The sequence below is a fragment of the 'Nostoc azollae' 0708 genome (assembly GCF_000196515.1).
Classification (GTDB): Bacteria; Cyanobacteriota; Cyanobacteriia; order Cyanobacteriales; family Nostocaceae; genus Trichormus_B; species Trichormus_B azollae.
The window spans coordinates 4,291,198-4,312,714 of the sequence record NC_014248.1 but is presented as its reverse complement, the minus strand read 5'-3'; the positions used below and the strand labels follow the sequence as shown (position 1 = coordinate 4,312,714).

16 protein-coding genes and 5 pseudogenes are annotated in these 21,517 nt (G+C 37.1%); 19 read left to right on the top strand and 2 right to left on the bottom strand.

What is annotated here, in order from left to right; all coding sequences use genetic code 11:
• Nucleotides 1–219 precede the first annotated feature (219 nt).
• From AAZO_RS44110 to AAZO_RS35720, 14 genes and pseudogenes are all read left to right on the top strand, one after another.
• Nucleotides 220–1,853 (top strand): annotated as a pseudogene (locus tag AAZO_RS44110) (IS1634 family transposase).
• Between the two features lie 115 nt (nucleotides 1,854–1,968).
• A pseudogene (locus AAZO_RS42830) lies at nucleotides 1,969–2,184 on the top strand (C4-dicarboxylate ABC transporter); the annotation flags it as partial.
• A 739-nt stretch (nucleotides 2,185–2,923) separates the two neighbouring features.
• Nucleotides 2,924–3,208: a hypothetical protein gene (locus AAZO_RS41695; protein ID WP_266886399.1), complete on the top strand. Its 285-nt coding sequence runs from the start codon at nucleotides 2,924–2,926 to the stop codon at nucleotides 3,206–3,208.
• Nucleotides 3,126–3,488 carry a type I-D CRISPR-associated protein Cas7/Csc2 gene (gene cas7d, locus AAZO_RS41690; RefSeq protein WP_266886396.1) on the top strand — a complete coding sequence of 121 codons (363 nt, stop codon included), beginning with the start codon at nucleotides 3,126–3,128 and terminating at the stop codon, nucleotides 3,486–3,488. The genes AAZO_RS41695 and cas7d overlap by 83 nt, the downstream gene beginning before the upstream one ends.
• Nucleotides 3,489–3,526: 38 nt before the next feature.
• Nucleotides 3,527–3,595 (top strand): annotated as a pseudogene (locus tag AAZO_RS42825) (hypothetical protein); the annotation flags it as partial.
• A gap of 117 nt (nucleotides 3,596–3,712) precedes the next feature.
• On the top strand, nucleotides 3,713–3,877 hold the full coding sequence (locus AAZO_RS39440) for a hypothetical protein (RefSeq protein ID WP_228371313.1): 165 nt from the start codon (nucleotides 3,713–3,715) through the stop codon (nucleotides 3,875–3,877).
• A 56-nt stretch (nucleotides 3,878–3,933) separates the two neighbouring features.
• Nucleotides 3,934–5,357: pseudogene (locus AAZO_RS31530) on the top strand (IS66 family transposase).
• Between the two features lie 303 nt (nucleotides 5,358–5,660).
• On the top strand, nucleotides 5,661–5,993 hold the full coding sequence (gene cas5d, locus AAZO_RS39435; RefSeq protein ID WP_228371312.1) for a type I-D CRISPR-associated protein Cas5/Csc1: 333 nt from the start codon (nucleotides 5,661–5,663) through the stop codon (nucleotides 5,991–5,993).
• The gene (locus tag AAZO_RS44660) at nucleotides 5,966–6,115 is read left to right on the top strand and encodes a hypothetical protein (RefSeq protein WP_476691483.1); all 150 of its coding nucleotides are present in this window, start codon (nucleotides 5,966–5,968) and stop codon (nucleotides 6,113–6,115) included. The genes cas5d and AAZO_RS44660 overlap by 28 nt, the downstream gene beginning before the upstream one ends.
• Before the next feature lie 270 nt (nucleotides 6,116–6,385).
• Nucleotides 6,386–6,622: a hypothetical protein gene (locus AAZO_RS31525; protein ID WP_013192636.1), complete on the top strand. Its 237-nt coding sequence runs from the start codon at nucleotides 6,386–6,388 to the stop codon at nucleotides 6,620–6,622.
• A gap of 231 nt (nucleotides 6,623–6,853) precedes the next feature.
• Nucleotides 6,854–7,081, top strand: coding sequence for a helix-turn-helix domain-containing protein (locus tag AAZO_RS34305; RefSeq protein ID WP_266886390.1), 228 nt, complete (start codon nucleotides 6,854–6,856; stop codon nucleotides 7,079–7,081).
• Nucleotides 7,051–7,203: a hypothetical protein gene (locus AAZO_RS35725; RefSeq protein ID WP_187289670.1), complete on the top strand. Its 153-nt coding sequence runs from the start codon at nucleotides 7,051–7,053 to the stop codon at nucleotides 7,201–7,203. Before AAZO_RS34305 ends, AAZO_RS35725 begins: the two co-directional genes overlap by 31 nt.
• Nucleotides 7,204–7,802: 599 nt before the next feature.
• A pseudogene (locus AAZO_RS27445) lies at nucleotides 7,803–8,852 on the top strand (IS701 family transposase).
• Between the two features lie 10 nt (nucleotides 8,853–8,862).
• Complete coding sequence (locus tag AAZO_RS35720) at nucleotides 8,863–9,045, top strand: hypothetical protein (protein ID WP_049790852.1); 183 nt, start codon at nucleotides 8,863–8,865, stop codon at nucleotides 9,043–9,045.
• Nucleotides 9,046–9,569: 524 nt separating this feature from the next.
• Here AAZO_RS35720 and AAZO_RS20095 read toward each other — a convergent pair.
• Nucleotides 9,570–10,721: a hybrid sensor histidine kinase/response regulator gene (locus tag AAZO_RS20095; protein WP_013192634.1), complete on the bottom strand. Its 1,152-nt coding sequence runs from the start codon at nucleotides 10,719–10,721 to the stop codon at nucleotides 9,570–9,572.
• 169 nt (nucleotides 10,722–10,890) lie between these two features.
• On the bottom strand, nucleotides 10,891–12,420 hold the full coding sequence (locus AAZO_RS20090) for a response regulator (protein WP_013192633.1): 1,530 nt from the start codon (nucleotides 12,418–12,420) through the stop codon (nucleotides 10,891–10,893).
• Between the two features lie 371 nt (nucleotides 12,421–12,791).
• On the opposite strand from AAZO_RS20090, the gene AAZO_RS20085 reads away from it, so the two are divergent.
• From AAZO_RS20085 to AAZO_RS20065, 5 genes are all read left to right on the top strand, one after another.
• The gene (locus AAZO_RS20085) at nucleotides 12,792–13,184 is read left to right on the top strand and encodes a response regulator (RefSeq protein WP_013192632.1); all 393 of its coding nucleotides are present in this window, start codon (nucleotides 12,792–12,794) and stop codon (nucleotides 13,182–13,184) included.
• 114 nt (nucleotides 13,185–13,298) lie between these two features.
• Complete coding sequence (locus AAZO_RS20080; protein WP_013192631.1) at nucleotides 13,299–14,360, top strand: putative bifunctional diguanylate cyclase/phosphodiesterase; 1,062 nt, start codon at nucleotides 13,299–13,301, stop codon at nucleotides 14,358–14,360.
• 586 nt (nucleotides 14,361–14,946) lie between these two features.
• Nucleotides 14,947–18,915: a response regulator gene (locus AAZO_RS20075; protein ID WP_013192630.1), complete on the top strand. Its 3,969-nt coding sequence runs from the start codon at nucleotides 14,947–14,949 to the stop codon at nucleotides 18,913–18,915.
• A 113-nt stretch (nucleotides 18,916–19,028) separates the two neighbouring features.
• Nucleotides 19,029–19,766, top strand: a complete 738-nt coding sequence (locus tag AAZO_RS20070) for an RNA methyltransferase (protein WP_013192629.1) — start codon at nucleotides 19,029–19,031, stop codon at nucleotides 19,764–19,766.
• 143 nt (nucleotides 19,767–19,909) lie between these two features.
• Nucleotides 19,910–21,436 carry a serine hydrolase gene (locus AAZO_RS20065; RefSeq protein WP_013192628.1) on the top strand — a complete coding sequence of 509 codons (1,527 nt, stop codon included), beginning with the start codon at nucleotides 19,910–19,912 and terminating at the stop codon, nucleotides 21,434–21,436.
• Nucleotides 21,437–21,517: the final 81 nt, after the last annotated feature.

Sequence of the window (21,517 nt, the reverse complement as noted above, 5' to 3'; positions counted from 1 at the left end):
ATAGTAGTACACAAGAACTAAAGCTCCTGCAAGGAAGAAAAGGCTTAATAAGAACAAGTATGATTAAAATGGGAATAGAGTGAGAGAATAAAGTTTTGTAAAGAAGATAAGAGAAAAGAAAATTTAATGATTTAAAAATTAAATTAGAACAGAAGAAGAAATGATTTAATCACAACAGGAGTTTTGGATAATTCTGTTGTGAAATCAAAGCTTCAAAAAATGGAAATTCAAAACCTATACCATTTAGGCATAGTAGGAGGAATAATAGACCCCATAGGAGTAGTAGAAATAATCCTTGAAATTGGAGAGAAAGTAAGTCCGGGTCATGTAGTAAAAGCCATGATAATCAAAGGGTTAGGATTTGTATAAAAACCCTTATATAGGTTTCCCCAAGATTTTGAAACAATCCCCTGTTGGTATCTAATAGGAGCAGGAGTAACACCAGAATATCTCAAGGACGATAAACTGGGGAGAGTCATGGATAAACTATTTATAAAAGGATTGGATAGAATATTTTTTATTGTCGCCTTAAAAGCAGCCTAAAAATTTGGAGTATCCCTATGAGTAGGACATCTAAACTCATCATAAATGGACGTACATGGGCAATATAATACCAGCTTACCAGAAGTAATATTTGAGAGTCAAAAAGTAGGAAATAATCAAGAAATAGAAGAATTAGCAGTAAAATCACCAAAAGAAATAACCACCACCTACGGTTATTCTGGTGACCATAGAGCGGAGTTAAAACAGTTCATCATAGAAATGATATGTTCAGGAGATAGAGACATACCAATATTTTTAAAACTAGCATCGGGAAACCAAGCAGATTCATCATGCTTTGGTAAAATAGCAGTAGAGTACCAAAAACAGTTAAAAGTTAACAGTCTCATAGTAGCAGACTTGGCCTTATATACAGAATCAAATCTAAAAATGATAAATGATGTCAGATTTAAGCTGGTTATATCCAGTGCCATTAAGCGTAAAATCAGCACAATCATTAATATCAACATTACCAGAAACAGAATTTGTTGATAGTAACTTACCCGGATATAAACTAGCTTCAAAAACAGTAAATTATGCAGGAATAGAACAAAGATGGTTAGTAGTGCAAAGTCAAGAAAGAAGAGAATCAGACCTGGGTAAACTCTCACAAAAAATTACCAAAGCATAATCAAAAGCTGTGCAAGATTTCAAAAAGTTATCACCAGAAAAATTTGCTTGTGAAGGTGATGCTATCAAGGGGTTATCTAAACTATTCAAACAATTCAAATATCACCAAATTAACCAGAGTAACGTTACTCAAATCAAATCTAAGAAAAAAGATAGTTCAGGAGAGATATCCTCTGAAATATCAGCTACAGTCTCCCAGAATGAAAGTAAAATTAATACAGAATTTCTGAGGGCAGGGCCTTTTATTATTGGTACAAACCTTTTGGATTCCAATGAACTTACCCATGACTCCATCTTGAGTGAATATAAAGAAAGCTCAACAGTCTTGCCAGAGAGGGTTTGCTTTTCTCAAAGACCCATTATTTTTTGCAGACAGTATTTTCCTAAAAAGTCCAGAGAGAATAGAGTCCCTGGGAATGATTATGGGTTTATGTCTGCTGGTTTATACTTCAGCGCAACGACAAATTAGAACCCCTTTGAGAGAGTCTAAATCAACAGTAAAAAATCAATTGGGCAAACCAACTGACCGCCCCACTTTACGCTGGATTTTTCCATGCTTTCAGTCTATTCATTTAGTTACACTTAACCAAGAAAAACACATCTGTTACTGGACTTAAGAGAGAGATTTCATTGTGAATCCTTTACCAGAGCATTGTTTTCCCTACTATCGATTACTTACCTAATTTTTCTCTCTATTAATTTAATTTCTATCAGAAAATAAGCTAACGTCTTTGATTTATATCTCTATTTTATTATGTCCATAATTTCTTTCCTTACTTCGATTTATTAGTCTCAGGTATGATTTATCTCTTGAATATCTTCATTTATCTGTTGACTGGTCTGGGTGGTGTTCTTTCTTATTGCTCCTTATTGAGAATAGCTTTTGATGCTATTTTTGGTGCTTTACTGTTTCTCCAATGCCTTTTTTCACTGCATCTGTTTGTTTTTATGCTCCCTTGGATTTTTCCTCTCCGTAATTTCTTTCTGTGGCAGTTTAGGGTGCGGAATGTGGGCTTGATTGCTTATAGTCTCCATTTATATAATGGCATTTCTCCACCAGATGCTAAATGGCGAGATTTGATTAAAACAGTTTGGGAAGTAACAACAAATGTTCTCAATGTTTTTTCTTTAGCACAGGAAGGTTTACGACGTGATAAACGAGATAATCCCACCGCAGATGACGTTAAACGTTATTGGCAATATGCCCAACTCTGGGTAAAACAAGACCAACCAAAAACAAATAAAGGAGTTTATCTAATGATATTAGTTGAGAAATTACTACAAGAATATCGTGTATTCTATTAAGCAGGATCAGGTGAATCTAGCCACACAAGTTGAATGCCACTCTCTAAAGATTTAGACAAAATTTTCTCAGTTCCTCAACCAGTGGAAATCAATGATTTAATTTGCCAAGTTTCTGGACAAATTAAAGATGCCCTAGAACGGTAATAAGTCTATAAACGTCCGTTAATAATGGATAAATCAATAGTGCCAACTGTAGGATAAGAACAAGAATTAACTGCAATTCACGAATTTATAACAACCTGCGTCCGCAAACTATTTCTAGAGCTTTAGAAAGGAGATAGACCTTTATTGAGAGAAAATAGTAACTGCATTAAATCCGGTAGTTTGCATACCCTTGGTTACCTTTGCAAGAAAAATATGCAAAATCATCCTAATTTATGCCCTTTAAAACCTCTTTGCGTCTTTGGGTGATACAAATCATCAAAATCTACAACACAAAGGGAAAATCATGAACATTCTCACAACCTTAAAACCCGAATTTCAAACAGCATTTCCCCATTTAGCTTCTGGAAAATATATCCACTTCATCATGTTGCGTCACAGTCAATCATTCCCCGTATTTCAAACAGGTGGAATCCTCAACACTGCAGGCACTCAAGCAGGGTTAAAAAATAAATACAGATTAAAGGAAAAAACAAATCAGCCGTTTAGTGTTGTTCAAGCGCAAACAAAATACCCCAGAAAGACTTGCTGGAAGGGAATTACTCAGGGTTGTCAATCTGACTACTGCTGATGAGACTAACAAAGATAAATACTGCGAATATAACGGCGAAAAATCCTGGAAAGAATGCCCTGATTGTATTATCTATGGATTTACTGGTGATAGTGGTTCTGAACGTTCTAAAGTCTATTCTGATTCAGCTTTTTCTCTGAGTACTTACGAAGAATTCCATCGCAGTTTTACATTTAACGCAGCTTATGAAGGGGGGATAATGAGTGAAGGAGGAGTCACAAGAAGTTCTATTAATGAATTAGATTATGTAATTATTGAACTCACATTTCCCACTGTATAAACCATCTGTGATGCCACCTATGAAGGCTTTATCTATGTTTAGGGAATTTACTGATTAATAAGCGTTATGGCGCTCAAGAATCACGCACGGGAACAATGCGAAATTAAATTGCTGGAATTGTATTTTGCGATAAAGAAATATTTAGTAATTTAAACTTCGGCCAGGCACTTTTTGATCCTTTAAAAGGAGATATAAATGCTCCTATTGATGTTATTTTATAATAGGTGGAAAAGGTAACAAAGAATTTATTAAATAATGAATTTGTCCGCCAAAACGAGATACTATCTGGTACGAAGTTGGATGATTTAATCTGTGAAATCAATGCAATTTATCAAGATGAATCTCTGTTAGCTGAAACCATGACTACAAATCTATATGGGCAAACGTAAGGATTCAGGTGGTGGGGTATTGACAAGTGTGATAGGTGAGGCAGAATATAGCAGTTATGGAAAAGAAGCTAGGACCAAAACTAGACAGAGAGATATTGAAGCAGTTGGGAACAGAGCAACTGGTAGAAATCATTATTGACTAGGCGAAAAGTATAGAGAAGCTAACAAATAGAGTAGTAGAACTGGAAAAAGAAATAGAGAAACTCAAAGTCAGTAGAGATTTAGAGACCATAACATGATCCAAACCACCCTTGGGAGACATCCTCAAAGAAACCGAGAACAAACAAGAAGAGAAACCAGAAGAAAACCAGACACGAAAACGGAAACCAAGAGGACAACCAGGGCATAGGGGAAAAAGGAGAAAGGTGTTTGGTGGAGTAGATAGAATAGATTTGAGATAGTGGGAGGGCAAGTGTGTGGATGGTGAGCTCAGGGGGAATTATTTGGCGAACTAATAATAAAAATCGAAACACAACAAGTAGGGGAGTTGGTGGACAGGCCAATGGAAGTGGATTTGCAGTGTGTGTGCGGAAACACAAAGGGCACACTGGTCAGCAGAGATAGTACCGGGACAAGATATAGGAATCACACTACAATCTTGTTTGGGATGGATCAATAACTAGGGCCATTGACCCTATGAAAAAGAATACTTCTTGTTGTGGGAACTGGGTCCAATAGAAATTGGAGTGGGAACATTAGTAGGTACCAATGAAGGAATAGATGGTCCAGTGGCTCAAAGTATTCATAGCCTCAAACAGTGGATAAAACAAACCCAGCCTCATATCCTTGGGGATGAAACACTCTGGGTAGTCAAAGGGGTGAAACAATGGTTATGGATTTTTGCCAATAGTGACTTCCCTTTATTTCATGGGCCTGATACTCCTTGTCCTGGCGAATTAGAATCCATTGTGGGTTCAAGTTACTCTGGTGTAATCAGTTCTGATGACTTTACTGCCTATAACGGTTATGCGGTCACAGCTCAACAGAAATGTCAGGCACATCTACCCTACCCCGTCACTTCAAGATACTAATCAAGATTCCTGGCTTCAATCACCAAGAAATTGGCACAAAATTCATGGACCTCATAGATGAAGGTTTTAAAAACTACCCTTTATTCCAACAAACCCAAAACCTTCATGAGTTCTTGACTTGGCCATCCTAGTTTCAACCAAAAGTTGAATCTTCCATTCATTCATTGATCAAGCCCCAGGGGAACCTGGTAAACTTTTACCTTCCTTAGGCAATAGACCTTGATTATAATTTAGCTGAACCAAGGTTAGGTTTAGCACTGACACAACAAAAAGTCTGTGGTGGTTCTCTTTCTCTGGAGCTATTCCAACATACTGCCAATTTATTGACGGTTATACAAACTTGTCGCCGTCAAGCACTTTCTCTAATTGAGTTTTTTGACCAACCTATGAAAGCCATGGTTCACTCTGCTTTCCATACACCTTCTTTAATCCCTCTTCCTTACACCTGAATCCTTAGGGGCAAACTAAAACCTATGCAGAATCTTTTGGTGCATTAAAAAAGAAAGGTAAGAAAGATTAATGTTCACTTCTTGGGGTTGGGTTGCCCACCTTAACCCCTATTTTAAATTTCATCAAAGAAAATTCTAGTTTGGGTTGAGGAACGAAACGCAACAATGCCTCCAAAATCCTGGTTTTCCTTGCGTAAAATCAACCTAATTAGAGATATTTTAAAGGTTGAAAAAGGATTTTATTATGCCTCTATATCATTGTGAATTGACTCTACATGATAATGTTTTATCGCCAATCGGGAAATGGGAATTCTCTATGCAACTGGAAAATATTTACATAATTGGGGACTAAATTTTGCACTATTTTCTATTGATTACATTTCTCACCCGTATCGTATACAAGGAGAAAAGGCACAAAAGCCAACATATTTAGATACAAGTTATGAACGAAATCTTTTACATCTCAATAAATTTGGAATTTATGTATTTCCGGCTCAACCTATTACTTGGTCATATCAAATTAATACCTTTAAAGCTGTTCAAGTTAACTATTATATTATGGTAAATCAAAACAGTTTAGTGATAAAGGTGCGGATAGAAATTAACCAATTAATTATGGACGGGCTAAAGAATTAGCTGTTGGTAGTCAATATCGGACTTATATTATTGCTCCTGAATCTATCAAAATACCCCAGTGGATTGGATTGGCGAAATGGGCTGGTAAAGTTAAGGTTGAATTGATAAAAAGTCCTGAGTAAGCTTTACGAATTAAATCTGATAATTACAATTGTGTGCATCCTCTACATCCTTTAGATTTGCCCAAGGATTCTCGAATTATACTTTATAATATAATCCCATTGTGGTGCCTCCTATAAGTTTAATCACTCAGGCACAGTTACATGGCGAATATTTAGCCTCATAAAAGATGATTGGCAAGATTTTAAAGCCACATTAAGTGCAGAAAAATACCAACAATTACCCAACGAAATCAATTTACCAATAGGAGTATTTTATGGAGCAGGAAATAAATGTCGTTGCAACAGCATAGTTCTACTACATTGCATTCAATTGTCGTCGAACTTGCGGCTGTGGATGTGGGATATATTCCTCCTACTTTATCTCGTGCATTACACGCGCTGCTACTCAAATGGTTAACGGTAGGAAATCCATCTGTTGCAGAGTTTGTTCATACAAGTCAACATTCACCATTAGACCTGTCAGGAAAATCAACTTGGTGTCAAAAAAATGGTAGAAGGGAATTTTGAGGGTGTCCCAAAAGGAAAAATCCACTAAATTAACTATATTCAAGATAAATTAACTATATTCAAGAATATCTACATCGTACAAAAAAAATACTGGGAATAACTGACCATCAGTTTCAAGACTTGTTAGCCCAAGGTGAAATAAAGATAGGTATAAATCAGAAACGAGGAGGGGGCAAAGGGAAACTAGAGATCAAAGAACAGGTATGTCTATCCTTGTTCTCTTTGAGGAAAATGCCAACATTTGAGGTTTTAGGTTTGCATTTCGGTATATGGAAAACGGAAGCAAAGGACACGTTTCATTACTGCCTAGAGATATTAGGAAATGTTTTCTCTGCTAGTCTCCTTGAACAGGTAGAAAAACATGATAGCGATTATGCCATGGCGACTCAGAATAAAAGGCAGGAAACAAAGAGTTTTCCACCAAGGGTATTTTTGTTGAACAGGTCATTAGACTTGTAAAAATATTCCGGGTACCTCAACAAAGATTTCGCCTGAATTCCCCAATTTACTCACAAGTAATTCTTACTATTTGTGGTTTAGTCACATTAGGAATTGGTTCATTAGTTTTGCCCATTTCATAAGTGTTATGGATATGAGGTCAGTTATGAATTTGTCATCAACATCTTCATGGATAGGAACTATCCGTAACTATTCCCAACCCTGATTCTTTCCTTGGCTCTTTCCTAATCTTAACACTATGGAAAGCCAGACACAGACTCCTTTATAAATTTTCGGCGGTCTCTATTGCATTGTTAAAATGTAAAGTTTTGCTATTATTGGGAACATAACCAGGTATTTTTCCGGACGCGATCAATAATTCCTTGATGATACCAGTCCCCAGGTTTATGAGGTCAATCTTAAAATCCAATATCCTCGGAAGACCTTCTAAAGGTTAGTTTTGGACAGATTCAGTTAAACCTCAAAAATTAAACATATAATAAGTATATTTTCCACAATTTTTGCACAATGTTTGTCTAAATTAAAATTACAAGGTTGCTGAGTCGATCACAAAACCTCCCAACTATCCTACACAAAGACTATTGTGTAGCGTCTCTAAGAGAAAACCGCATTACTTTCTGCCTCCTTGCACTCAAAACCATATCAATAGGACTTACGCATTGACAAAGTAGCAAAATACTGTAGTGATAAAAAATGTGATCTACTTAGGAGGTATGGGAGAATTAGAGAAATAACCAAACCTTCTGCAGCAGAATGCAATCTGGAACATTACACTCTGTTGTTGCCATCAGAACCAAAGCATGAGGGATGTTGTAGATTGCCAGAGATATTGGAAAACGTTTCACATGACAGTGTGAATAAATTATTGCTCACAGAGACATAGGAACCGAAATATTTATTCGATACAGTAAGGAAAATCATAAATAGAGTAGGAGGGATTTTAACTGTAGATGACACATTAGTATAAAAACTGTATAGCGATCCAAAAAATGCAGAATTAATCAGTTATTTTTGGTCTGGGAAATATCATAAGAGCATCAAAGTAATAAATTCAATTACACTGTACTACAGTGATGTGTATGGAAATTCAGTACCAATAAACTACAGAATATACGAGAAGAAGGAGGGAAAGACGAAGAACGATTGTTGTCGGGAAATGCTCAAGGAAGTGATTGATTGCGGTGTAAAACCAAGAATAATTACAGGAGACAGTTGGTATTCAGGGGTAGAAAGCTGAAAATTTTTAAAAAACCAGAAATTTGGTTTTCTATTTGGGATCAAGAAAAATAGAACCGTATCAAATAAACTGGAAAAGTATTGTCTATTAAGGAGTTTAGAAATTCTTGATGAGGGTTTGATAATTCATTTGAGAGCATTTGGGTTGATCAAACTGTTTAGACAAGACTTCAAAAAAGAAGACTCTAGAGACTATATAGTGTATCTACCAGATCAAGAAGCTCTCAATCAAATCGCCAAAAGTGAATTTGTGAAAATTCATGATACTCATTGGGGGATTGAAAGTTTTCATAGAGCCATCAAAAAAGTATGTGGAATTTGTCGATTTATGGTTAGAGACAGCCAAGGAATTGAAACACAGATATTTTGTTCACTTCAAGCATTTGTTCGTTTAGAAACAATGCGCTCTGAAAACATAATTTCTAATTGGTATGAATTGCAAAGGAACTTATTCACTTTAGTTGTGCACAACTACATTGTGGAAAATATTACCAAGAATTTGGATAAAAGCTGGATTAGCAGGTTTTTCTCCTGATTTAGCACTAGTGCTAATCAAACCAGAAGAACTAAGAAAGCAAGTAAGTCCAGGTGTTTTCAAAAATTCTGAAGTATTAATTAATGGCAAAAGTACTCTGTGGGATTTAGCAGTCAAAATGAAACGGAATATTTTATCAATTACCCGTTTATTACTTCCTTATATTCATCCAGGCATAACTGCACTGGTATAAGTACCTGATTTACTTTTACCATTTAAAAAGGTCAACAACTACCAACTAATTAAAACAGCAACTAGTAACGTGAATGTTCCACTGATAGCTTGTATAGATGATAGTCCTTAAGTCTGCCAATTACTGGAAAAAATCATTATTGGCAATGGCATGAGATTTCTTAAAATAGAAGATTCTCTGCAAGCTTTACCTGTTCTGATTAAACATAAACCAGACTTGATTTTCTTAGACTTAATTATGCTTGGTATCAATGGTTACTAACTCTGCGCTAATTTACGGTTTACTCCTGCTTTTGCTAACACACCCCTGGCTATTTTAACAGGAAGTAATGGTGTTCTTGATAGAGCCAGAGCTAAAGCATTTGGTGCTATAGATCTTATCACCAAACCTGTATCTAGCGATAAAGTTTGGGGTGTAATAGAGAAATACTTAGGAACAGCACCGAAAAATGTAAACTTATCTAACTCCTGTATACTGCCTCTTCTCAACGAGCAATAATTATGTTCGTCTCATGAACAGTGATGTTAGGACTCACTGTGATCATAACGAGGTAAGGATACGGTAAATGTTGTGCCTAAGTTTTCTTGACTCTCCAGTGAAATATTTCCTTGATGAACTTCGACACATTTTTTCACAATTGCTAGTCCCAAACCTGTTCCCTTGATGTCACCCACATTATTGCAGCGATAAAAAGCTTCAAACAAATGTGATTGATTTTCTATCGGAATTCCCATCCCTTGATCACGTATTTGGAATATAGTAACATGATTCTGACATTCCAATACCAAATCAATTTTTGATCCAGATGGAGAATACTTAATAGCGTTAGAAAGTAAGTTTGTCAAGATACGCTGGAGTAATACTATATCCATTTCTGCCCCTGTGTTGTCAGAGCAACTAAAACAGATTTGATGTTGATTACCTAGACTGTATTGCAGAGTATCTATGAGTTCATAACAAAATTCTTCCAAGTTCACTGATACAGGGTGATATTGTATTTTTCCAGATTCTATACTACCAATGAGCAGTATTTCATCTAATAAGCAAAGTAGATGATCAACAGCATTATTAATTTTGGAAACATAACGGTTAATTATTTCCGGTGAGGGAAGTTTACTACCACATTCAAGTAATCCTGCAAAACCTTGGATACTGGTGAGTGGATTCCGAAAATCATGAGAAATCATAGATACGAACTCTGATTTCAGATGATTGAGTTCTTGTTCTTGTTCTAAAGCCTTGATGGCTTGAGTTTTTGCTTGTTGCAGTTCTATTTGCATCCGTCGTAAGCTGATGTGATTTTCAAGTCTAGCCAGCACTTCTTCTAATTGAAAAGGTTTGGTAATGTAGTCTATCCCTCCTATACGAAAGGCTTTGACTTTATCTATTGTTTCGCTGAGGGCGCTGAGGAAAATTACTGGAATGTCGCGAGTACGTGGATCAAGTTTTAACCGCTCACAAACTTCATAACCATTCATATTTGGCATATTAATATCTAAAAGAATAATATCTGGATGCTCCATCTCCACAGCCCTCAGTGCGATCGCACCACTGTTAGCACAACGTACCTCATACCCTTGTTCCTCCAACATACTGGAGAGTAAATGCAAATTATTGGGTGTATCATCAACAATTAAGATGTTAGCTTTATAGGAGTATGTCTGCAAATTATTCATAATTAAACTATAATTCAAAGTAGGATTAACAATCCCTCAATAGCATTTCCAAATTACCTAGTTAACTGGCTGATCAATACTTAACTATTCTGACAAAATTAAATTCTCAACTCCTGATTATATAAAAGTTTACAATAGCTAACTGCTAGTTTTTATATCATCTAATCACTTATTTAATCAGATTTGTTTCCATCTGATTCTTGATTGTACTGATGCGTTGGAGACCGTTACTAATTCTGATCAACAGTTCCTTCGGCACAATGGGCTTAGTTAAGTAGTCATCTGCACCTATAACAAATGCTTTTTGCAAGGTTTCTACATCCGTACAGCTACTCAAGAATAGGATTGGTAGCCAGTTCCAGTCATCATTTTGACCTACAGCCCGGCACAAATCTAAACCTTCAGTGCCACTAGGCATATAAATATCCAGAATTAGAAACTCTGGTTGGTTATATGGCACAGTTTCCCAGAAACGATCTGGATTAGTCAAATAAGTTAACTGCACACCCAAAGGTTCAAGTAATGTTTGCACGGTCAGCAAAATTTGTGGATCATCATCTACTGCTAGAACTTTGGCATTAATTTGTTCAGATTGGCTCAATTCTTCTAGTTTTTTACCAGTTAAATTAATTAACTCATTAGTATTAGTAGTTACTTCTAGGTCTTGACATAAATAGATCAGCAACTGCTCTATTTTTTGTTGATAACCTAGCGAAAAATGCGATTCTACGTGAAAACTAGATTCTAGTAAAACTTCTATTTGTCTAGCTAAAAAACTTCCTTGCTCAAATCCAAACATACCCAGAGACCCAGCAAGTTTATGGGCCTTCTGTATACCATCTTTGAGAAGTTCTGCATCAAATATGCCGAATACAAGAGACGAAATCACTTGTTCTAAAACAATTAGACCTTCAAAAGTTAAGTTTTTTGTGTGCTGCCAAATTTCTGTAATCGAAGCATCTGAATTTTCTTGTTTATCTGTATTAACATTACTGATATGAGTGGAATGATTGGATTTTTTTATAAAAGTAGGATTTATCCTGTATCCTTGTCCATAAACCGTTTCCAAAAAATTATCTGCACCAACTGCTTTTAAGTTGCGACGAATATTCGTAATATGGGATCTAACTGTCCATTCATTGGGTGGTTCAGCATCAAATGCCCATAGTTCATCAATAATATCTCTGCAACTGTAAATCCGTTTTTGGTTCCGGAGAAACAACTCCACTAATAGGTATTCTTTGCGACTCAACTGTAGCAGATGTTCTTGATAATTCACCTCATGTAAATTTGGGTCAAGGTGTAAATGACCACATACCAGTGTAGGATAAGGAGAGGAGCTTCCACGACGAGTCAAGGCAGGGACTCTAGCTGCCAATTCTTGGACATTAAACGGTTTGACAACATAATCATCTGCTCCCCTATCTAGCCCTTGCAGTTTATCAGTTGTGGTATCACAGGCAGTCAAAAGCATTACTAAAACAGGACTTTTTTGCTCTCTTAGACGACGACAAAAACTGATTCCATCTAGTTTTGGCAACATCACATCCAACAAAATTAGATCATACTGAAAGCCTTCTACTAGTTCCCAGGCAGCCTCACCATCTCTGGCTACATCTACAACATAGTTTTGCTGTACTAACAGCTTTGTTAAAACTTCTACTATAATTTCATCGTCATCTACTAGCAGAATCCTCATAGGCTTTTATTTTTTTTAATCTTTCCCTACTTTTAAGTTTTCTAACCTTTAGTCAAATTTTATAGCAATGAGATAGGATTTGATTATAAGTAATGTTACTGAAATTTCGGTTATTCACTGTTCTTGTAGAGTATGGAGTAGACAATCTTTCCCTGCACCCCACACGCCATACCCCATTTTCGTCCAGACCAGCTAAGTAGTTAGGAACAACTAAACATAATCATAATTAATATAGATAGATGATGAAAAATATTAATATTAGGTGATGAAAAATCAACGAGACTCAGATTCTCTTCTCTCCTGCCTTCTGCGTTATCCTAACGATAAATGTTCAAGCCCACTTACTTATACCAACAGCAAGGAAATTATCTATGACAACGAAAAAAGTATTAGTGATTGATGATGAAGATGATATCCGGGAGGTTGCTAAAATTACCCTGGAAATTATGACAGGATTAGATGTTATCTTGGCTCGCACAGCCATGGAAGGCATACACAAAGCCGAGACTGAACAGCCTGATGCAATTTTACTGGATGTGATGTTACCAGATATGGATGGGGTGATGACATTTGAGAAACTCCAGGCTAATCCAAACACAAAGGATATTCCTGTGATTCTCCTCACAGCAAAAGTTCAAGTATCAGATCAACAGCGTTTTGCTAACTTGGGGATTAAAGCCCTGATTGCCAAACCTTTTAAACCTGCTCAATTAGCTCAACAGTTGTTAGTATCTCTAGGATGGAATGATTTAAGTCTTCTCTAACTTTGACATTTCTCCACAAATTCTCCATAATTCAAACTTAAGATGACTAAACTATCAGCCAATTAAGTAACTGAAAAATTCACTAATTTACTTCTAAGCGAGAATATAAAGAGTATGAATATAATTCAATCCATCCATATTCCATCTAATCATGTTCCTCTCCCAAATCTCTCAGATCAAATAGGTGGAGATATAAGTCACGAGTTGCGTACCCCTTTGACCGTGATTCAGGTAGCCTTGGATATTTTAAGTTCTGGTAAGTTAGGTAATCTTTCTCAACAGGAATTAAGAATGGTAGATATTGCTACCAATAACGTAGACAGGCTAATGCGCCTTACCAATGCTATTGAGGGAGAACCAGAGGCTCAAACTACATTTTTATCTCGTGAAGCACTAGCTCAACTGCGATTAGAGAGAGATCTAAAAATGGCACTAATTCGCAATGACTTCACACTTTGCTACCAGCCGATTGTTTCTCTCAAACAGTATGAAATTTTAGGATTTGAAGTTTTGTTGCGCTGGCAACACCCAGAGTTAGGAACGATATCTCCTGAACAATTTATTCCTTTAGCAGAAAAAAGCAACTTAATTTGCGATATTGGTACATGGGTTTTGCAAACAGCTTGTCATCAATTGCGTACTTGGCAAGAGCAATTTCCTGATAACTATGATAATTTAAGGATCAGTGTTAATGTTTCCAGTAGACAGTTAGCCAACTGTGATTTAATTACACAAGTTGAGCAGATTTTGCAGGAAACGGGTTTAAAGTCTTGCAACTTAGTATTGGAAGTTACCGAGAGTGCGATGATGGAAAATGCTGTAACTGCCAAGAAAACATTGGAGAAGTTGCAAAGTCTGGGAGTGCTGGTATATATTGATGACTTTGGTACTGGTTATTCTTCATTGAGCCGACTTTGCGAACTACCCTTGAATGTATTAAAGATTGATCGTTCTTTTGTGCAGAAGTTAAATTCTCCGAGCGGCAACCAAGTAGTTCAAGCTATTACTAATTTAGCACATACTTTAGGATTAGAAGTGATTGCAGAGGGAGTGGAAACAGTTGAACAATTTTTAAAGCTACAATTGCTTGGTTGCAACCAGGGACAAGGATATTTCTTTGCTAAACCTTTAGAAAATAATGCAGTCACAAAATTGCTAATAATGAATAAATACTAGTACCACCGTAAATTGAAAATTCACAATAGAGCCTACAGCTTCCGTCAGGGATACAAAATTCAAAATATCTCCTTAGCAGACCCTACGCGAACAAAATTCAAAATGAATGTAGCCTAAGCTTTTCATAGATTTAACATGGGTGGTTTATTTCCACTGTAGTGTACTAGTACCACTGTAAAGTCAAAAACCAAAAATCAAAAAGCTTATTAATTAGGGTTTTCGTCTATTTTAAATGGTTGCTCTATTTACTCTGTGCTGTATTAGATAGCTAAAAATAATGACATTTCCTAAATAAGCTGAACATCTTTCGATTTTAAATACCCTGGGATCAAAGGTCAATATCCAGGTTTGTTTATTTTTTAGGTTCTTCGGTTCTTCTTATGGGAAGTCTGGTTCAAAGTCATTAAAAGCCTTATTATGTAGGCATTTCAATTAAAAAAAGGGCATAATTATTTATAGCCCTTGCCCCCTAAGGATTTTTTTATCATCAATTGTCAATTACCATAAAAACAACGCAAGAGCCATTTGTTACATAACAATAGGTCTAAACAATCAAACTCATGCTCACCAGCCCTGAAAAAACAAGATGAGCCAGCAGCAAACCTCGGAATTCTTAGCAAATATCTTGGTGGTTGATGATAATCCCGTCAATCTAGTTATATTATCCAAGGTACTTTCCAAGTATGGTTATAAAGTGCGATCTGCACCAGATGGTGAAATGGCATTAAAATCAGTTGAAGCTAAGTTGCCTGATCTCATTTTGCTGGATATTATGATGAGCGATATGAATGGCTATGAAGTCTGCAACAGGCTCAAAACAAATGAAAAAACCCGTGATATACCTGTAATTTTTATTAGTGCTCTAGAAGAGCCTTTAGATAAAGTAAAAGCATTTACTTTAGGTGGGGCTGATTATATTGCTAAACCGTTTCAAACTCAAGAAGTAATTGCCAGGGTAGAAAATCAACTACGGATTCGTAGGTTACAAAATCAGTTAGTTGAACAGAATGAACAGTTACTGCAAAAAACTCAAGCACTTGCTGATTTCAGTTCTAGCCTCAAGCAGTTACATCGGATCAATATGACTGATTTTCATCATGTTGATGACCTTTTTTTAGATTATTTAGATACAGGTTGTAAAGTCCTGCGTTTTTCAGCAGGAGCAGTTGGTAAAATTAATCATCAAACTTATTCATTCTTAGCTGTTAAATCGGAGTTTGAGTCATTAGTTCCTGGATTAGAAATCAATCTCTCAGATGCTTATTGTAGAAAAGTAGTTGAGCAAGAAAAAACAGTTACATTCCAAAATGTAGGAACAATAGAAGAGATGTGTTGTCATCCACTCTACCAAAGGCTGAAAATAGAATCTTACATTGGCACTCCTATCTGGGTAGATGGAAAAATTTATGGTGCACTTTGCTTTTTTTCGACGACTGCCAGATTTGATAAGTTTGAGAATCACGAACAAGAAATTATTGAGTTGATGGCTCAAAGCATTGGTAAGTTTATCAGCACGCAGCAAATAGAGATTAAACGCCAACAGGCAGAGGAAAAATTAAGAAAAAGTGAAGAACGCTGGCAACTAGCAATTCAAGCCAGTCAAGATGGAATTTATGATTTTAACTTACAAACAGCTGAGGTTTTTTATTCTGCTCGCTGGAAGGAAATACTGGGCTATCAAGATCAAGAAATTTCTAATAATATTGAGGAATGGACTAAACGTATTCATCCAGATGATTTGAAGTTGGTGATCCAAACAAATTCTAATCATCTCAATCGGGAAATTCCTTTTCTGATGCAAGAATATCGCCTACAATGCAAAGATGGTATTTATAAATGGATTTTAGAGCGTGGTCAGGCGCTGTGGGATGAAAATGGTAAACCGACGAGATTTATTTGTTCTCATACAGATATTAGCGATCGCAAACGTCAGGAAACAGCCTTACAACTAATTGTGGAAGGTACAGCTTCGACAACAGGAAATGAGTTTTTTCGTTCACTAGTGCGTTATTTAGCAGAAGTTTTACAAGTTCGCTATGCTTTTGTCACCAGATTTACAGATCCAGCAAAAACCAAGGTTCTTACCTTGGCATACTGGAAAGGAGAAGACTTTGGTGAGGACTTTGAGTACAAGATAGAAGGAACTCCTTGTAAACAGATATTTTCTGAAGACATCGTCTATTATTCCCATAATATTCGGTCTTGGTTTCCAGACCATGAACATTTAGCAGAATTAGAAGTAGAAAGCTATTTAGCGATCGCTCTCAATGATTCAGCGGGAAATGTTCTAGGACACTTGAAAGTTTTGGACACCAAATCAATGGTGAAAACCCAGAACACAGAACTTATTTTAAGAATTTTTGCAGCTCGCGCAGGTGCAGAACTAGAGAGGCAATTATTTGAACATGCATTGCAAGAAAATATAGAACAACAAAGAGCAACATTGCGCGTAGTGGAAAAGATGCGTCAGACCTTGGATATTGCCCAGATTTTCCGCACCACAACGGAAGAATTACAAGAGCTATTAAAATGCGATCGCGTTGTTATTTATCGCTTCCATCCTGACTGGAGTGGAGAATTTGTTGCTGAGTCTGTCAACAGTGGATGGATTAAACTCTGGCATGAACCAAATAATCCAGCGCAAAATCACCCCCAATTCCAAGCAAATATCAATTTCCCTCAGGAATGTACCGTTGAAAATTTTGACAGAAGAAAAGTTGATAGAACAGCCGAAACTACTCAAATTGAGGATAAAAACTATTTACAAGATTCTCATTTCCAAAATCCCAAAGGAAGCATCTACAATGACTTACCAAATTTTCGTGCTGTAGAAGACATATATTATACAGCCGGATTTAACGATTGTTATCAGCAACTTTTAGAAAAAATTCAAGCCAGAGCCTATACTATTGTACCAATTTTTAACTCTGGTAAATTATGGGGATTATTAGCAGTTTATCAACATTCTGGTCCTCGACAGTGGAAACCAAATGAAATTAATCTGGTTATAAATATTAGTAATCAGTTAGGAATTGCCCTCTATCAAGCAGAATTATTTGCTCAAATTCAACAACAGTCCCTAGAACTAGAAAAAGCAAGAGACGCAGCCGAATCAGCGAACCGGGCTAAAAGTGAATTTCTAGCCAATATGAGCCATGAATTAAGGACTCCCTTAAATGCCATCATGGGCTTTACTCAAGTTATGAGTCGCGATATTTCCCTCAATCAAGAACATCAATCACATCTCGATATCATTAACCGCAGTGGTCAACACCTTTTAGAACTAATTAATGATGTATTAGAAATGTCCAAGATTGAAGCAGGTAGAATCAAGCTAAATACCAGTAGTTTTGATTTATATTATCTACTCACTAATCTGGAAGATTTATTGCGGCTAAAAGCTGATTTTAAAGAACTAACACTCATTTTTGATTGCGCCCAGGATGTACCCCAATACATCACCAGCGATGAAGTCAAATTACGCCAAGTTTTACTAAATCTGCTGGGAAATGCGATTAAATTTACCCAAAAAGGAAAAGTAACACTGCGTGTCAGAAAAATAAACAACAAAGATTATGGAGATCCAATTTCTACATCCTTGCTGTTTGAGGTAGAAGACACCGGAACAGGCATTGCACCAGAGGATATAAAACAATTATTTACCCCTTTTGTTCAAGCCAGAAACACTGATGCCCATGAAGGAACAGGACTAGGATTAACTATTAGTCAGAAATTTGTCAAATTAATGCAAGGTGAAATTACAGTTGAGAGCGTTGTAGGCCAGGGAAGCACATTTCGGTTTAATATCCAGGTAGATGGGGCTGAAAATGTTAATATTCCTAACCAACTGCCCAAAAATCGAGTCATTCACATTGCACCTGATGAACCAGCTTATCGGTTATTAATTGTAGAAAACCAGTGGGAGAGTCAACAATTTTTAGCAGAATTGCTTGTGCCATTAGGATTTGAAGTATACACAGCCGAAAATGGTCAAGAAGGTGTGGAATTATGGCAGCGCTGCCAACCCCATCTAATATTCATGGATATACAAATGCCTGTCATGAATGGTTACGAAGCTACACAAAAGATTCGAGCTATGGAAATGAATAATTTAACTGATATTTTACAACCAACAAAAATTATTGCGTTAACTGCTAGTGCTTTTGAAGAACAGCGGACTTATATTCTATCTATAGGTTGTGATGATTTTATTTGTAAGCCTTTTAGAGAGGAATTTCTGTTGAATAAGCTGGCTGAACATTTAGGAATCAAATATATATACGCAGAAACAATTAAAGATATTGGTGCAAAAGATGAAGATTGTTCATCTTTTATTCTTTCTCCTTCATCTTTACAAGTGATGCCTGATGAATGGATTTCCCAATTAATTCAAGCTGCTAGTAGATGTAGCAAACGTCAAACAATGGGCTTGATAGATAAAATTCCTGAACCACAAGCAAATCTAGCGCAAGCATTAACAGAGTTGGTCAATAAATTTCTCTTTGAGAGGATTGTGCAGTTATGTTTGGAGTATTCGCCAAAACATATAGAATGAATAGGGTGTGGGATGTGAGGTTATGGGGTGATGGGGTGATGGGGAAGATGAGGGTGATGGGGGTGATAATAACTGATAACTGATAACTGATAACTGATAACTGGGAGTAAAGTATGGGTTCGGCTGGAATTAGAATTGTGTTGGTAGAACCAGCAGGACCGTTAAATTTAGGCTCAATTGCTAGGGTAATGAAAAATTTTGGTTTAGATAACCTAGTGTTAGTTAACCCGCAGTGCGATCACTTATCCTTTGATGCCTTAAAAATGGCTGTTCATGCCAAAGAGATATTAGAATCTGCGGTGATATTTCCTACATTACCAGAAGCATTGCAAGGATGTGTGCGTGTGATTGCTACCATTGGCCGTGATTACAGTGGACACATACCCCTAGAGTCCCCTCGCACCTCCCTACCCTGGTTATTAGAAGAAACAGAAAAGCCAGTAGCCTTAATTTTTGGCAGAGAAGATAGGGGCTTAAGCAATGAAGAATTAAATTATGCCCACAAATTAATTTTTATTCCCACCAATCCACAATATCCATCTCTTAACTTAGCTACAGCCGTGTCCATCTGTTGTTACGAACTATCACAATACGAACTATCACAATTAGCAAAAATATTTACAACTCCCAAACCACCAACAACCGAAATGGCACCCGTGGATATGCTAGAACCTTACTATCAGGAATTAGAATCCTTACTATTATTCATAGGCTATCTTTATCCTCATACAGCAGCCAGTAGAATGGAAAAGTTTCGCCATCTATATAATCGCGCTCATATTCAGACCACCGAAGTAGCCATGCTGCGCGGAATTTTGCGACAAATAGAATGGGCAATTCGTAATTCTTAATTCATAAATTCAGTAAAAACTCTTACCTGTCACCTGTCACTATTCGGCTAACCCTCACAGCCAAGCCTGTCACCTTTGACCTGTCACCTATATAATATATTTAATTTTGGGTCGAACATTTACGTGGGTAACAAGGAGTAGCAGTGTCAGAATCAAGTGACAACCTAATAGCTGTCTCACTACGAGAAGCACAGCGTCGTCGTCCACGCCAAGTCCAAAAGACAGCACAAAAGCCAGTTAAGAACCAGCAACCAACTGAAACCAGAACAGAAACTGTGGCCTTAACACGCCTAAATAATCATATCAGTAACCCTGCTTTACCATCTGGGGGGCAAAGACCACCCTCCAGAATAGTGATGCCGGTGGCAGTTAAACCCATCCCTAAACCCAAGGCTAAGATGCCACAACGGGCGGTGGGGAAGCTCAAGACAGTGCCTGTCCAAAAGAAGGGAAAGCCGAAAATAAATAGGCGACCATCGCGCAAAACCCAGTTAAAGCCGATGGCGAGAACCATACTATATACGCTGCGTTTATTGATTGTTGGAGTTGGTATAGGTGCTATTGTCGGTACGCTGTTGTCAGTTTTAGATCCTGCTAATCGCATTCCTAAAACTGCTGCGCCTCGATCTGGGACTAATGTTACCCAATCTAATCCTAATAACCAAGTTTCTGCTTTTGGTTTATACCTATCCCAAGAAATTATTCCTTTAACAACCACTGTACAAAATCTGGCAAGACCATACCCAAATCTGATTCCTGGGGTGTTTATGGTGGATTTAGATACAGGTGCTTATGTAGATATTAATAGTAATGCTAGTTTTCCTGCGGCCAGTACAATTAAGATTCCCATTCTGATTACATTTTTCCAAGATGTGGATGCGGGAAAAATTCGCCTGGATGAAATGTTAACTCTGCAAAAAGAGATGATTTCAGAGGGTTCGGGCAGTTTACGCACCCAAGCTGTAGGTAGTCAATATACGGCGCTGGATATTGCCACCAAAATGATTACTATCAGTGATAACACGGCAACAAATATGCTCGTTACTCGACTGGGAGGCCAGGAGGTATTAAATGAGCGTTTTCGTAGTTGGGGATTAGCAACGACAATGATTCGTAATCCACTGCCAGATTTACAAGGCACAAATACAATCTCACCCAGAGAATTGGGGGATTTGATTGCTAAGGTAAATCAGGGTAATTTAGTGAGTATGCGATCGCGTGATTTAATGTTGGATATTATGCGTCGCACAGAACGAGATAATCTCCTACCGTCTGGCTTAGGACAAGGCGCTAGAGCATATCATAAAACTGGTGATATTGGGTCCATGTTGGGAGATGCTGGTTTAATTGATATCCCCACAGGTAAGCGTTATATAGCTGCTGTCATGGTACAACGTCCCAATAATGATCCCAGTGCAGAAAAACTGATTAGTTCCATTTCTAGTGCTGCTTACCAACACTTTAGCCAAACTACTGTCACACCCCGCACTCCTACAAATAATTCACCGAGAACTAATTTTCAGCCACCCGTTCAGCCTATTCAGCCTGTTCAACCATTCATTCAACCCCAGTTGATGAGTCCCACCGTACCAAATGGAATGGTTAACAATGCCCCTATGGGTACTTATCAAGCCCCTGTAATGACACCACAATATTACCCCCCACAGTAAAAAATTCAAAATTCAAAATAGTGCTTCCAGCAGGCTGTGCCAACAAGATTCAAAATAGAGCAGGGTGCATTAGAGAAGTTT